Annotated in this window: 14 protein-coding genes; 4 read left to right on the top strand and 10 right to left on the bottom strand. The window is 71.1% G+C overall.

The window, feature by feature from the left end; all coding sequences use genetic code 11:
* Positions 1-51 precede the first annotated feature (51 nt).
* The 4 genes from FKV25_RS05765 to FKV25_RS05750 all read right to left on the bottom strand — a co-directional run bounded on the left by FKV25_RS05765 (position 52) and on the right by FKV25_RS05750 (position 2,877).
* Positions 52-483 carry an FKBP-type peptidyl-prolyl cis-trans isomerase gene (locus FKV25_RS05765; protein ID WP_141517842.1) on the bottom strand — a complete coding sequence of 144 codons (432 nt, stop codon included), beginning with the start codon at positions 481-483 and terminating at the stop codon, positions 52-54.
* An 82-nt stretch (positions 484-565) separates the two neighbouring features.
* Positions 566-1,126, bottom strand: coding sequence for an SRPBCC family protein (locus FKV25_RS05760; protein ID WP_141517841.1), 561 nt, complete (start codon positions 1,124-1,126; stop codon positions 566-568).
* Positions 1,126-1,509, bottom strand: a complete 384-nt coding sequence (locus FKV25_RS05755; RefSeq protein ID WP_141517840.1) for an ArsR/SmtB family transcription factor — start codon at positions 1,507-1,509, stop codon at positions 1,126-1,128. The genes FKV25_RS05760 and FKV25_RS05755 overlap by 1 nt, the downstream gene beginning before the upstream one ends.
* A 102-nt stretch (positions 1,510-1,611) precedes the next feature.
* Positions 1,612-2,877 (bottom strand): TIGR03862 family flavoprotein, encoded by a 1,266-nt coding sequence (locus FKV25_RS05750; protein ID WP_246071951.1) that lies wholly within the window; start codon positions 2,875-2,877, stop codon positions 1,612-1,614.
* 199 nt (positions 2,878-3,076) lie between these two features.
* Between FKV25_RS05750 and FKV25_RS05745 the strand changes: the two genes are divergently transcribed.
* The gene (locus tag FKV25_RS05745; protein WP_141517876.1) at positions 3,077-4,678 is read left to right on the top strand and encodes a serine hydrolase; all 1,602 of its coding nucleotides are present in this window, start codon (positions 3,077-3,079) and stop codon (positions 4,676-4,678) included.
* A gap of 16 nt (positions 4,679-4,694) precedes the next feature.
* Positions 4,695-4,847 carry a DUF4175 domain-containing protein gene (locus tag FKV25_RS05740; RefSeq protein WP_141517838.1) on the top strand — a complete coding sequence of 51 codons (153 nt, stop codon included), beginning with the start codon at positions 4,695-4,697 and terminating at the stop codon, positions 4,845-4,847.
* Between the two features lie 197 nt (positions 4,848-5,044).
* Here the strand turns inward: FKV25_RS05740 and FKV25_RS05735 are convergent, their stop codons facing one another.
* Genes FKV25_RS05735 through FKV25_RS05715 form a run of 5 tightly spaced genes read right to left on the bottom strand, consistent with a single transcriptional unit; the run spans position 5,045 to position 9,466 of the window.
* A complete protein-coding gene (locus FKV25_RS05735; protein ID WP_141517837.1) occupies positions 5,045-6,253 on the bottom strand; it encodes a BaiN/RdsA family NAD(P)/FAD-dependent oxidoreductase in 1,209 nt (402 codons plus the stop codon).
* A 3-nt stretch (positions 6,254-6,256) separates the two neighbouring features.
* Entirely contained in the window at positions 6,257-6,802 is a 546-nt protein-coding gene (locus FKV25_RS05730; RefSeq protein ID WP_141517836.1) for a YaeQ family protein, read from the bottom strand.
* A 58-nt stretch (positions 6,803-6,860) separates the two neighbouring features.
* On the bottom strand, positions 6,861-7,877 hold the full coding sequence (locus FKV25_RS05725; protein WP_141517835.1) for a zinc-binding alcohol dehydrogenase family protein: 1,017 nt from the start codon (positions 7,875-7,877) through the stop codon (positions 6,861-6,863).
* Positions 7,874-9,007: an alkene reductase gene (locus FKV25_RS05720; protein ID WP_141517834.1), complete on the bottom strand. Its 1,134-nt coding sequence runs from the start codon at positions 9,005-9,007 to the stop codon at positions 7,874-7,876. Before FKV25_RS05720 ends, FKV25_RS05725 begins: the two co-directional genes overlap by 4 nt.
* A 60-nt stretch (positions 9,008-9,067) precedes the next feature.
* On the bottom strand, positions 9,068-9,466 hold the full coding sequence (locus FKV25_RS05715) for a VOC family protein (RefSeq protein ID WP_141517833.1): 399 nt from the start codon (positions 9,464-9,466) through the stop codon (positions 9,068-9,070).
* Between the two features lie 94 nt (positions 9,467-9,560).
* On the opposite strand from FKV25_RS05715, the gene FKV25_RS05710 reads away from it, so the two are divergent.
* Together FKV25_RS05710 and FKV25_RS05705 are read left to right on the top strand one after the other, a co-directional pair.
* Positions 9,561-10,466: a LysR family transcriptional regulator gene (locus FKV25_RS05710; protein WP_141517832.1), complete on the top strand. Its 906-nt coding sequence runs from the start codon at positions 9,561-9,563 to the stop codon at positions 10,464-10,466.
* Positions 10,463-11,332 (top strand): pseudouridine synthase, encoded by an 870-nt coding sequence (locus tag FKV25_RS05705; RefSeq protein ID WP_141517831.1) that lies wholly within the window; start codon positions 10,463-10,465, stop codon positions 11,330-11,332. The genes FKV25_RS05710 and FKV25_RS05705 overlap by 4 nt, the downstream gene beginning before the upstream one ends.
* A 27-nt stretch (positions 11,333-11,359) precedes the next feature.
* Here FKV25_RS05705 and FKV25_RS05700 read toward each other — a convergent pair whose 3' ends face one another.
* Positions 11,360-12,115, bottom strand: coding sequence for a type 1 glutamine amidotransferase (locus FKV25_RS05700; RefSeq protein WP_170218560.1), 756 nt, complete (start codon positions 12,113-12,115; stop codon positions 11,360-11,362).
* Positions 12,116-12,296: the final 181 nt, after the last annotated feature.

The following is a 12,296-nucleotide window of genomic DNA, read 5'->3' as shown; positions in this document are numbered from 1 at the left end:
AAGATGGGTGTGCGGCGGTGACTTTCAAGTCGCCGCCGGGGCGCGCGCGGCTCAGCGCGGCTTCGCGTCGAGCAGTTCGACCTCGAAGACGAGCGAGCCGTTCGGCGGGATCACCCCGCCCGCGCCCTTGCGGCCATAGGCCAGCGACGCGGGGATGCGCAGCTCGCGCTTGCCGCCCACGCGCATCCCGGCCACGCCCTCGTCCCAACCGCGGATCACGCGGCCCGCGCCGAGGAGGAAGGTGAAGGGTTCGCCGCGATCGCGGGAGCTGTCGAACTTTTCGCCACGCAGCCCGGGCCGGCGCTCGTCGTAGTTCCAGCCGGTGTAGTGGACCGTGACTTCCATGCCAGGACGGGCGACGTCGCCGCTGCCTGCCTGCAGTTCGATCCGCTCGAGCGCGGCGACCTGGCCGCCAGGGGGCGGGCCGGGGTCATGGCAGGCGGCGAGCAGCAGGCAGGCGCAGAGGACGGTCGGTCGAAGCATCGGGCCGGTCGGGTGGGCGGGGCCACGCAGTATCGCATCGCCACCGTCGCGGCGGCGATGCGGAAGCCAGCAGGCGGGTCCCTCAGCCTTCGGACGGCGGCGTGGGGATACGTTGCTCGTAGTCCTGTTCCAGCCGCGAGAAGGTCTGCCAGAACGGCGGCGGGTCGGTGTCCATCAAGCGCGCGTGCAACACGCCCAGGTGGGCGTGCCAGCCACTGGAGACGCTGACCAGCGCGCTACGGCGCGGCAGGCGCTGGTGGGTCAGGGTCAGCAGGACTTCGTCGCCGTCGGGTTCGAGTTCGAAGCTCACCTCGGAGCCGTTGCCTTCGGCATCCTCGTCCCAGGTGATGACCAGCCGGTGCGGGGGCGAGCACGCCCGCAGGTGGCCACGGGTGTGGGCGAGCTCGGCCATGCCGGCGTACCGGGCCGGGGGCGGATCGTCGGCACGGGTCAGTGAGTTGTTGCGGAAGGTCAGCTCGAAGCCTTCGCCCGCGTCCCCGGGGAAGGGACCGTCGGCCAGCCACTGCCGGCGCAGTGCGGGTTCGGTGAGGTAACGCCAGACCCGCTCGATCGGGCCGGGCAGGAGGCGTTGCAGCCGGACCGCATCGTCGCCGAGCAGGGTGCCATGTGCATCATTGTCCATCAGGGTGTCTCCTTGCGGGTGGGGGCGGGGGTGCCCGTTGGCGGGGTGCCGGTGGCGTCGCCAGCCCGGAGCAGGGCTTCGAGCGCATCCAGGCGGCCGCGCCAGAAGGCTTCGTAGTGCCGGATCCACTCCAGGCCCGCATGCATCGGCAAGGCCTCGAGGTGGCAGGTATGGGTGCGGCCGCGCACTTCGCGGCGGACCAGTCCGGCCTGTTCGAGCACCTTGATGTGCTTGGAGGCCGCCGCGAGCGACATGTCGAACGGGGCGGCGAGTTCGCCCACCTTGTGGGAGCCGTTCGAGAGGGTCTGGAGCATCGCGCGCCGGGTCGGGTCCGACAGGGCATGGAAAAGCGCGTCCAGCGATCGGGAGTCAAATTCAACCATGTGGTTGAAGATATCGCACTCCAGGCGAAAGTCAACCAATTGGTAAAATATATTCCACGTGGCCCGACGAACGGCGAACCGGGCGACGACCGGGCGGCGGATTCACTCCCCGCCCAGCCAGGCCACGGCGCAGCGCCCCGCGCGCATCCCGCTGGCGAAGCAGGCCTGCAGCAGGTAGCCACCGGTGGGCGCTTCCCAGTCGAGCATTTCGCCGGCCAGGAACACGCCCGGGCGCACGCGCGCCATGAGGCATGCGTCCAGCGCCTCGAGGGCGACCCCGCCGGCGCTGCTGATGGCCTCGGCGACGGGGCGCGTCGCGCGCAGCTCGAGCGGCAGCCGCTTGATGGCCGCGGACAGCGCGCCGGGATCGTCCAGGGTGGCGGCGGGCAGGCACTCGTGCAGCAGCGCGGCCTTCACCCCCGACAGCCCCGCCTGGCGCCGCAGGTGCTCACTGCGACTGCGCTTGCCGCGCGGGCGTGCCAGCTCGGCCGCGAGCCGGTCCGCGCTGCGTCCGGGGACGAGGTCGAGCCAGAGGCGGGCGCTGCCGTCGCGACGGATGGCGTCGCGCAACGGCGCCGACAGGGCGTAGACCAGGCTGCCTTCGATGCCGTGCGAGGTCGCCACGCATTCGCCCTGGAGATGGTGTTCCTGCCCCGTTGCGTCGCGCCAGATGCCGACGACGGGCTTGATCGGCGCGCCGGCGTGGCGTTCGCGGAAGTGATCGCTCCAGCCGATGTCGAAGCCGCAGTTGCTCGCTTCGAGCGGCCGCACGTCGACGCCGACCCCGCGGAGGGTGTGGGCCCACGCGCCATCCGAGCCCAACTGCGGCCAGCTCGCGCCACCGAGCGCGAGGACCGTCGCCCGCGCGTGCCGGCGCAGCGGGCCGGCGGGTGTCTCGAAACACAAGGCACCCGCGTCGTCCCATCCGGTCCAACGGTGCTGCACGTGGAAGCGCACGCCCTGATCGCGCAGGCGGCGGACCCACGCGCGCAGCAACGGCGCCGCCTTGCGGTCGCGCGGGAACACGCGGCCGGAGGAGCCGACGTAGGTATCGATGCCGAACCCGGCCGCCCAGGCGCGCAGGGCATCGGGATCGAAGTCGTCGAGCCAGCGACCGACCGCCGCGGCGCGTTCGCGGTAACGGGCGTCGAATGCCGGGCGTCCTTCGCCGTGGGTGAGGTTGAGCCCGCCCTTGCCGGCGATCAGGAATTTGCGGCCGACCGAGCCCTTGCCCTCGAACAGGTCGACCTCGATGCCGGCGGCGCGCGCGGCCTCGGCCGCCATCAGGCCGGCGGGGCCGCCGCCGACCACGGCAAGGCCGGGCAGGGTCGGTTCGTGGGTGTCACTGGGCGGCATCGCAGGGGACATGGCTCACGGGGGGGCGCCAGTATGCCCCCTGCATCGCCGCGTGTTGTATCGTCGCCCGACCACTCATGGGGGAATGCGATACGTGTGCAGTGATCCGGTAACGCCGCCTATGCGGTCGACGATGAAGGGGTGCGACGGCCGCCGGCCGACGCGGGTGGGCCGTGGCAGTGCGTGGGCCGGACTGCTGCTGGCATCGGCGATGCTGTTCGCGACGCCCGCCCTGGCACAGGACGCGACCGCCGCCGCGGACGCACCACGCCAGGACGATGCGGCCACGCGCCTGGCTGGTTTCGACGCCTATGTCGAGCGCGTGCGCGACACCTTTGACGTTCCCGGCATCGCGGTGGCGATCGTCAAGGATGGCGAGGTGGTGATGGAGCGCGGCTACGGGCTTCGCTCGCTGTCGCCCGAGGCACCGGTCGAGCCGCGCACCCTGTTCGCGATCGCGTCCAACACCAAGGCCTTCACCGCCGCCTCGCTGTCCATCCTGGCCGACGAGGGCAAGCTGGACATGGGTGACCGGGTCATCGACCACCTGCCCTGGTTCCGCATGTCGGATCCCTACGTCACCCACGAGATGCGCATCCGCGACCTGCTTGCGCACCGCAGCGGCCTGGCCCTGGGCGCCGGCGACCTGCTGTACTGGCCGACCACGGACTACACGACCGAAGAGGTCGCGCGCCGCTTGCGCGACGTACCGATCGAGGGCGGCTTCCGCGCCCAGTACGCCTACGACAACATCCTCTTCGGCGTCGCCCAGCTGGTCGTCGAGGCGGCGAGCGGACAGTCCTACGCGGACTTCCTGCAGCAACGCATCTTCGATCCGCTGGGGATGACCGACACGCGCTTCAACAGCGACGCGCTGCGGCCCGGCGACAACGTCGCCACCGGCTATGCCAAGGCGGACTTCAAGGACCTCGAGCCCGCGCCGCGGCTCTCCTGGCACAACGTGTCGGGCGCGGGCGGGATCTATTCCAGCGTGCACGACATGACCCGGTGGATGACCATGCAACTGGCCGGCGGTCGCTATCGCGACGCCGCGGGCAAGGCGCACGCGCTCTTCAGCGAGAAGCGCCAGCAGGAGATGTGGACGGTGCTGACGCCGATCCCGGTGCGCAAGCCGCCGGTGCCCGAGCTGGCCCCGATGACGCCGGACTTCGCCGGCTACGGCGAAGCCTGGAACCTGACCGACTACCGCGGCGAGAAGCTGGTCTGGCATACCGGCGGCTGGCCGGGGATGGTCTCGCGCCTGACCCTGGTCCCCGACCAGGGCCTGGGCGTGGTGGTCCTGACCAATGCCGAGGTCGGTGCGGCCTTCCATGCCGTCACCCTGCGCGCCCTGGACCTGATGCTGGACCTGCCGGCGACCGACTGGAACGCGGCCTACAAGGCGGCCGTCGACAAGGCACAGGAGAAGTCGGACGAGGACTGGGAGGCCCACCTGGCCGCGCGCGACACGCGCTCGCGACCCTCGCTGCCGCTGTCCGGATACGCACGCAGGTATCGCGATCCGTGGTACGGCGACGTCTTCGTCGAGCCTCGCGGCGACGGCCTGGCGCTGCGATTCGGCCATACGCCCGCCCTCGTGGGCACCTTGTCGCACTGGCAGCACGACACCTTCATCGTGCGCTGGGACCAGCGCTGGCTGAACGCCGATGCCTTCGTCAACTTCAGCCTGGACCCCGATGGCAAGGTCACCGGCATGCGCATGGAGGCGATCTCGCCGAAGACCGATTTCAGCTTCGACTTCCACCACCTGCGACTTGCCGCGCAGGACCATGCGCAGGAGCAGGGCGAATGAACAACGGAGCCCGGGCATGAGCTGGATGGCCATCGCGCTTCTGGTCGTCGGCCTCTACCTCGCCTTCAAGCTGGCAGGCGTCGTGCTCAAGCTGTTGATGTGGGGACTGGTGCTGCTGGCCGCCTATTGGCTGCTGGCGCCGCTGCTGGGCATGCCGCGGCCATTCTGAGGTTGATCTCCCGACGGGGGAGAGGATGGCGCATGGCTGCCCCGCGCGACGCGCCGGGGGCGATCGTAGGACGGGTGGCGCCGTAGGATGGGTAGCGCGCAGCAAAACCCATCGTTCGTCATGCATGCGGCTGCGCGAGGGTGGGTTTCGCCTTCGGCTCGACCCACCCTACGGCCCGAGCCCGCGCCGCGGGGCACTCACGCCGCCAGGCCGGCGGCGTGTCCGGAGGCCCATGCCCACTGGAAGTTGTAGCCGCCCAGCCAGCCGGTGACGTCGACGACCTCGCCGATGAAGTACAGGCCGGGGACCTGTCGCGAGGCCATCGTGCTCGACGACAGGCCGTCGGTGTCGACGCCGCCCAGGGTGACCTCGGCGGTGCGGTAGCCCTCGGTCCCGCTGGCCACCAGCGGCCACTGCGCGAGGACCGCGGCGATCGCGCGCAGCTGCGGCAGGTTGAACTGGCGCAACGGTCGCGGCGTGGCCGCTCCCGGCAGCCAGACCTCGCACAGTCGCTGGGCGAAGCGCCTGGGCATGACGTCCGCGAGCACGGTCTTGAGCTCCGCCGCGGGACGCTCGCGTTGCTGCGCCTGCAGCCAGTCCAGCGCGTCGCGCCCGGGCAGCAGGTCCAGGTACAGCGCATCGCCGGGCTGCCAGTACGAGGAGACCTGCAGGATCGAAGGGCCGCTGACGCCGCGATGGGTCACCAGCATGGCATTGCTGAAGGCCTGTCCGTTGCAGCTCGCGGTGACCGGCAGTGCGACGCCGCTGAGGCCCTCCATGCGGTCCAGGTGCTTGCCGCTGAGGGTGAGCGGGACCAGTCCGGCCCGTGTCGGCAGGACCGCGTGGCCGAAGCGTTGCGCGAGTTCGTAGCCGAAGCCCGTCGCGCCCATGCTCGGGATGGAAAGCCCGCCGCTGGCCACGACCAGGGACGGGGCGGTGAACGCGCCGCGCGTGGTCCGCAGGGTGAAACCGCCATCGTCGTCGTGGACCACCTGCTCGATGCTGCAGGAGGTCTCGACCTGCACGCCGGCGGCCTCGCATTCGTCCAGCAGCATGCGCACGATGAGCTTGGAGGACACGTCGCAGAACAGCTGGCCCAGCTCCTTCTCGTGGTAGGCGATGCGATGGCGCTCGACCATCTCGATGAATTGCCAGGGCGTGTAGCGCGCCAGCGCCGACTTGCAGAAGTGGGGGTTGGCCGACAGGTAGTTCGCCGGCGTGGTGCCGGTATTGGTGAAGTTGCAGCGCCCGCCGCCCGACATGAGGATCTTCTTGCCGACCCGGTTGGCGTGCTCGACGACGCACACGCGCCGGCCCCGTTGGCCGGCGGTGATCGCGCACATCAGGCCGGCGGCGCCGCCGCCGACGACCAGCACGTCGTGGGTGTCGGGGGACGCGCCGCTCATGGGTTACTGCGCGGCGACGCGGACGTCCGGCCGCAGGGCGACGCTGCCCAGGTCGCTCATCAGCGTCAGCTCGCCGTCCTGGATGAGGGCCTGCAGGCGCATGCCGCGCTTGCCGATCGCCGCCAGCGCGTCGACCGTGTCCGGGCGCAGGTCGAGCACGGTGAGGTTCTTCAGGCGCGTGAGCGAGTTGGCGATGCGGGTCCACCAGATGTCGGCGGCGTTCCCGCTGTAATTCACCACCACGACCTGGCGCGCGCGGGCGCAGGCCTTCTTGATCCGCGACTCATCGGGCTGGCCGAGGTCGATCCACAGGTCGACGTCGCCGGTGTAGTCGCGCAGCCACAGGTCCGGGTCCTCCTCGGTGCTCAGCCCGCGCCCGAACTCGAGGCGATCGCTTGCGTGGAGGGCGAACGCCACCACCCGCACCATCAGGCGCTGGTCGGTCTCGGACGGGTGTTGCGCCAGCGTGAGGTCGTGGGTGGCGTAGTAATGCCGATCCATGTCGCTGATCTGCAGTTCCGCCTTGACGACGGTCGAATTGAGGGCCATGGCCGGCTCGGGAGAACGAAGGAGCGCCATTCTAGCCGCCATGGCCGTCGACGGTATTTCAGGCGCCGAAGCCCTCCAGCACGATCTTGCCGCGCGCGCGCCCGCTTTCGAGCAAGGCGTGGGCGCGCTTGAGGTTGGCGGCGTCGATGCGGCCGAAGTGCTCGCCCATGGTGGTGCGCAGCACACCTTCGTCCACCAGGTCGGCGACGGTATCGAGCAGGCGGTGCTGTTCGATCATGTCCGGCGTCCCGAACAGGGGGCGGGCGAACATGAACTCCCAGTGCAGCGAGGCGGACTTGCGCTTGAGCAGGCGCGCATCGAGGCTGTCGGGGTCGTCGATCAGGCCGATCCGGCCCTGCGGCGCGAGGGCCTCGACCAACTGCGGGAAGTGACTGCCGGAATGGGTCAGGCTGGCGATGTAGTCGACCTGGGGCACGCCGATCGCCACCAGCGCTTCGGACAGCGGTTGCCGATGGTCGACGACGGCATGGGCGCCCAGCGACGCCACCCACTGGCGGGTCTCCTCCCGCGAGGCGGTGCCGATGACCTTGAGCCGGGTCAGTCGACGCGCCAGCTGGACCAGGATCGAGCCGACCCCACCGGCGGCGCCGACGACCAGCAGTGCCTGGCCTTCGCCCCCGTCGCGGGCCACGCCGAGGCGGTCGAACAGCAGTTCCCACGCCGTGATCGCGGTCAGGGGGAGCGCCGCGGCCTGGGCGAAGTCGAGGCTGCGCGGCATCCGCCCGACGATGCGCTCGTCGACGACGTGGCGCTCGCTGTTGCCGCCCGGGCGCGCGATGGATCCGGCATACCAGACGCGGTCGCCGGGCTTGAACAGCGTCGCCTCGGCGCCGACGGCGCGCACCACGCCGGCGACGTCCCAGCCGAGCACCTTGTAGGGCGATCCGTCGGGGGACGCGCTGCGCCGGACCTTGGTGTCGACCGGATTGACCGAGACGGCGTGGACGTCGACGAGCAGGTCGCGCGGACCGGGGGTGGGTTCGGGCAGCTCGATGTCGAGCAGCGCATCGGCGGCGTCGATCGGCGAGGGGGTCTGGTATCCGACGGCCTTCATGCGGGCATCTCCTGGGCGCGGGCGGCAGCGTCGGCCGTCCATTCGGGGTAGTCAATGTAGCCACGGGCATCGCCACCGAACAGCGTGGCGGGGTCGAGGCTGGCGAGCGGCAGGCCCTCGCGCAGGCGGCGCGGCAGGTCCGGGTTGGCGACGAAGGGGCGGCCGAAGGCGACCAGGTCGGCGAGGCCGTCGGCCAGGATCGCCCGGGCACGCCGGGCATCGTACTTGCCGGCGACGATGATCGCGCCGCCGAAACGCGCGCGGATGTCGCGTCGGAAGGCATCGGGGAACCGGGGCGCGTCGTCCCAGTCGGCCTCGACCAGGTGCAGGTAGGCCAGGCCACGGCGATCCAGGTGCTCGGCCGCCTCGAGGATCGTCGGCAGGATGTCGGGGCAGGCCATGCCACGCGCGGTCAGGAAAGGCGCCAGGCGGATGCCGGTGCGTTCGGGGCCGACGGCCTCGCTGACGGCATCCACCACCTCGCGCAGGAAACGCAGGCGGTTCGAGCGGGACCCGCCGTAGGCGTCCTCGCGCTGGTTGGACGAGGTGCGCAGGAACTGGTCGACCAGGTAACCGTTCGCGCCGTGGATCTCGACGCCATCGAAACCGGCGTCGATCGCCCGCAGCGCCGCCTGCCGGAAGTCGTCGACGATGGCGGCGATCTCCCCGGTTTCGAGCGCGCGCGGGACCGGGCAGTCGACCATCGCGCCGACGCCGGTCGCGGGATCGACCTTCCAGACCTGGCCTTCGAAGGGGATCGCCGAGGGCGCCACCGGCAGCGCGCCGCCATGGAAGTCCGGGTGCGACATGCGGCCGACGTGCCACAGCTGCAGGAAAATGCGGCCGCCCGCGGCGTGGACGGCATCGGTGACCCCGCGCCAGCCCGCCACCTGCGTCGCATCGTGGATGCCCGGGGTGAACGAATAGCCCTTGCCCTGCGGGGAAACCTGCGTGGCCTCGGTGACGATCAGGCCGGCACTGGCGCGCTGCGCGTAGTAGGTCGCGTTGATCGCCTGCGGCACGTCGCCGGGCTGGCGGCTGCGCGAGCGCGTCATCGGCGCCATCACGATGCGGTTGGGCAGTTCGAGCGGACCGAGCTGGAGGGGCTGGAACAGGTCGGGGGTCGGCATGGGAGGGCCTTGTGCGTGGAGGGCGTGGAGGGCGTGGAGGGTATGCGGCGGCCGGAGCTGTCAGTGGGCAGGCGCGTCGAGTTCGATCAGCAGGCCGCCCGGGAGCGGCACGAAGAGTTGCACTTCGCCGTCGCCCGGCACCGTCGTCGCCTCGAACGGCAGGCCAGCGCGGCGAAGGGCATCGATCACCATCGCGGCGGGACGATCGGTGCGGAAGGCGACGTGGCCGAGGCGGACCGCGTCCGCGTCGTGCCCGCGTCCGTCGACGACATGGACGAGCGCGTGCTCCGCGTCGCCGTAGAGCCATTGGCCGGGGAAGGGGAAGGGCGGTCGGCGCCCGGGGCGGAGGCCCATGACCTCGACGAACAGGCGGTGCAGCGCCGAGCCATCGCTGGCCTGGAGGTTGACGTGGTCGAAGCGCCAGTCGGGCAAGGCGGCTTGTTCGGTCGGGCGGTCCATGGGGTGGCCTGCGTTGCGGTGAGCACAGTCTCGGCTCTTGTCTGATGGGGAAAAAGGCGCGATAAAGCGTTTCAGTTTCAATGGATTTTTGAAAATGCGAGCGCTCAACGACCTGCGGTTGTTCGTTCAGGCGGCCGACCTGGGAGGCTTGTCCGCAGCGGCGCGGCGGCTGGACCTGAGCCCGGCGGTCGCCAGTGCCGCGCTCAAACGCCTTGAGGCCGAACTGGGCAGCCCGCTGTTCGTGCGTTCCACCCGCAGCCTGCGCCTCACCGCGGAGGGCGAGCGCTTCCTGCCTCATGCGCGCGACGCCCTGGCGAGTCTTGATGTCGGCACCCGGGAGCTGCGTGAGGAACATGCCGGACTGGCGGGCGCGCTGCGCATCTCGGCACCCTCGGACGTGGGGCGCCATACGCTCCTGCCCTGGCTGGACGCGTTCCAGCAGGCCCATCCGCGCCTGCAGTTGCACGTGCAGCTGACCGACCGCCTCGCCGACGTCTACCGCCAGCCGGTCGACGTGGTGCTGCGCTACGGCCCGCCCCCCGACTCTTCGCTGGTCGCGTTGCCGCTCGCGCCGTGGAACCGCCGCGTGCTGTGCGCGTCACCGGAGTACCTCGCGCGCGAGGGCGCCCTTGCCTCGCCGCTGGCACTGCCCGGCCGCAATTGCCTGCGCTTCAAGCTTGGCGAGGACCTGCATGCGCACTGGCAGTTCGTCGCGCCCGACGGCACCTCGCATGCCGTGGCGGTCGAAGGCGACCGCAGCAGCGACGACGGCGAAGTGGTGCGCCGGTGGGCGCTCGCCGGCCTCGGCATCGCCTACAAGTCGTGGCTGGACGTCGCCGGCGACATCGCCCACGCGCGTCTGCGGGTCCTGTGCGGCGACTGGCGTGGCGAGGCGTCGCCGCTCAACCTGGTCATCCCGGACCGGCGCCTGATCACGCCCGCGGTGCAGGCCCTGCGCGGCTTCCTGCAATCGCGACTGGAAGCGGTGCCGCGGCCGTGAGCGAGGACGGCACGCCGCCCAGCCGCCTGCAGCTGCCGCCCGGCACCTGGCCGAGCCTGATCGACGGCCTCTGTGCGCGATTCCCGCGCGTGCCCCGCGCCGAATGGGCCTCGCGCTTCGCGCGGGGCCGCGTCCAGGATGCCGCCGGCCACGCATTGGCACCGGGCCTGGCGTACCGGCCCGGCATGGAGGTCCTGTACTACCGCGAGGTGGCCGATGAGCCGCGCATCCCGTTCGAGGCGCGCATCGTCCACCAGGACGCGCACCTGCTGGTCGCCGACAAGCCGCACTTCCTGCCGGTGACGCCCGCCGGCGGTTTCGTCGCCCAGACCCTGCTCGCGCGCCTGCGCGCATCGACCGGACTGGACACCCTGGTGCCGCTGCACCGCATCGACCGCGGCACTGCGGGCCTGGTGATGTTCTCCGTCGAGCCGGCGACGCGGGCACGCTACCAGACCCTGTTTCCCGGGCGGCGCATCGAGAAGACCTACGAAGCGCTCGCGCCGCCGCCCACGGGCCGCATGCCGGCATCGCGGCATTCCCGGATCGAAGCCGGCGAGCCCTTCTTCCGCATGCGCGAAGTGGACGGCCCGCCCAACAGCGAGACCCACATCGAGGTGCTCGCGCGAGAATCGCCCGACACCTGGCGGTACCGGCTGCGACCGGTCACCGGCCGCAAGCACCAGTTGCGCGTGCACATGGCCGCGCTGGGCGCGCCGATCCTCAACGACCCCTTCTATCCCGACCTGTTGCCGGCCTCGGGCCACGACTTCAGCCGGCCACTGAAACTGCTGGCGCGCTCGCTGCGCTTCCTCGATCCGATCGACGGGCGCGAGCGGGTCTTCGAAAGCGACAGGACCCTGTAAGCCGATTGCCGATTGCCGGGACGGCACTCAGGTGAATTCGCGCGACGGCAACGTGAGCTTGCGGCGCGGGCGCCCGACCAGGTCGAGGAAGCGGTTGAACACGGCCTCCGAACTCGCCTGCATGGCGGCGATATGCTGGCGCGTCTGCGCGCGGATATCGGCTGCGTCGGCCGCGTGGCCGCAGGCCCGCAGTTCGTCGAGGTAGCGGGGATTGGCAAGCCAGCGCTCGATCAACGCCTCGTCCATCTCCAGGTGGAACTGGAAGCCATAGGCGTTTTCCCCCCAGCGGAAGGCCTGCGGCTCGCACAGCGGCGAGCGTGCCAGGTGCACGGCGCCATCGGGGACCTGGAAGCTGTAGCGGTGCCACTGGAACACCGGGGCCTGCTCACCCAGCGGTGCCAGCACCGGGTCCCGGCGCCCGTCATCGGTGGTGGCCAGCGGATGCCAGCCGACCTCGGGGACGGGGTGGCGGCGGATCGGCGCGCCGAGCACGTGCGCGAGCAACTGCGCGCCCAGGCAGATGCCCAGCACCGGGCGCCCGAGCTTGAGCATCTGCTCGATGGCCCGCAGTTCCGCGAGCAGGTGGGGACGGCGGTCCTTTTCCTCGACGTTCATCGGGCCGCCGAGCACGACCAGGCCGCGATAGCGCGCCATGTCCGGCTGCAGGTCCGGCTCGCGCTCGAAATTGCTGAAACGGATCCGGTGCCCGCGCCGCCGGATCAGCGGATCGAGCGTGCCCAGGGGTTCGGCGGCGACGTGCTGGAAGACCTGGATGCGGGGCATGGACGGAAGGGCGGGCAGGGCAGCGGGACCGGGTGGCCACCGCACTATGCCAAACCCGGCCCCGGCGGCGGATAACCGCTGCTTGGGCCGACATTCCAGCCGGTCATCTGCCCCGGCGTGCGCTCAGCGGCCGCGATGCGGCTTCTTCGGCCCGCGATGCGGCGGCTTGCCCGGATGCGGG

The sequence above is a fragment of the Marilutibacter aestuarii genome, assembly GCF_006546775.1.
In the GTDB taxonomy this organism is placed as follows: Bacteria; Pseudomonadota; Gammaproteobacteria; order Xanthomonadales; family Xanthomonadaceae; genus Marilutibacter; species Marilutibacter aestuarii.
The sequence above is the reverse complement of the archived record's forward strand: the minus strand, read 5'-3'. Positions and strand labels throughout refer to the sequence as shown.

What these genes read in the sequence shown, in the direction of transcription:
- FKV25_RS05765 (WP_141517842.1), bottom strand. Translation starts at nt 483, where the DNA reads ATGCTTCGACCGACCGTCCTCTGCGCCTGCCTGCTGCTCGCCGCCTGC.
- FKV25_RS05760 (WP_141517841.1), bottom strand. Translation starts at nt 1,126, where the DNA reads ATGGACAATGATGCACATGGCACCCTGCTCGGCGACGATGCGGTCCGG.
- FKV25_RS05755 (WP_141517840.1), bottom strand. Translation starts at nt 1,509, where the DNA reads ATGGTTGAATTTGACTCCCGATCGCTGGACGCGCTTTTCCATGCCCTG.
- FKV25_RS05750 (WP_246071951.1), bottom strand. Translation starts at nt 2,877, where the DNA reads ATGTCCCCTGCGATGCCGCCCAGTGACACCCACGAACCGACCCTGCCC.
- FKV25_RS05745 (WP_141517876.1), top strand. Translation starts at nt 3,077, where the DNA reads ATGCTGTTCGCGACGCCCGCCCTGGCACAGGACGCGACCGCCGCCGCG.
- FKV25_RS05740 (WP_141517838.1), top strand. Translation starts at nt 4,695, where the DNA reads ATGAGCTGGATGGCCATCGCGCTTCTGGTCGTCGGCCTCTACCTCGCC.
- FKV25_RS05735 (WP_141517837.1), bottom strand. Translation starts at nt 6,253, where the DNA reads ATGAGCGGCGCGTCCCCCGACACCCACGACGTGCTGGTCGTCGGCGGC.
- FKV25_RS05730 (WP_141517836.1), bottom strand. Translation starts at nt 6,802, where the DNA reads ATGGCCCTCAATTCGACCGTCGTCAAGGCGGAACTGCAGATCAGCGAC.
- FKV25_RS05725 (WP_141517835.1), bottom strand. Translation starts at nt 7,877, where the DNA reads ATGAAGGCCGTCGGATACCAGACCCCCTCGCCGATCGACGCCGCCGAT.
- FKV25_RS05720 (WP_141517834.1), bottom strand. Translation starts at nt 9,007, where the DNA reads ATGCCGACCCCCGACCTGTTCCAGCCCCTCCAGCTCGGTCCGCTCGAA.
- FKV25_RS05715 (WP_141517833.1), bottom strand. Translation starts at nt 9,466, where the DNA reads ATGGACCGCCCGACCGAACAAGCCGCCTTGCCCGACTGGCGCTTCGAC.
- FKV25_RS05710 (WP_141517832.1), top strand. Translation starts at nt 9,561, where the DNA reads ATGCGAGCGCTCAACGACCTGCGGTTGTTCGTTCAGGCGGCCGACCTG.
- FKV25_RS05700 (WP_170218560.1), bottom strand. Translation starts at nt 12,115, where the DNA reads ATGCCCCGCATCCAGGTCTTCCAGCACGTCGCCGCCGAACCCCTGGGC.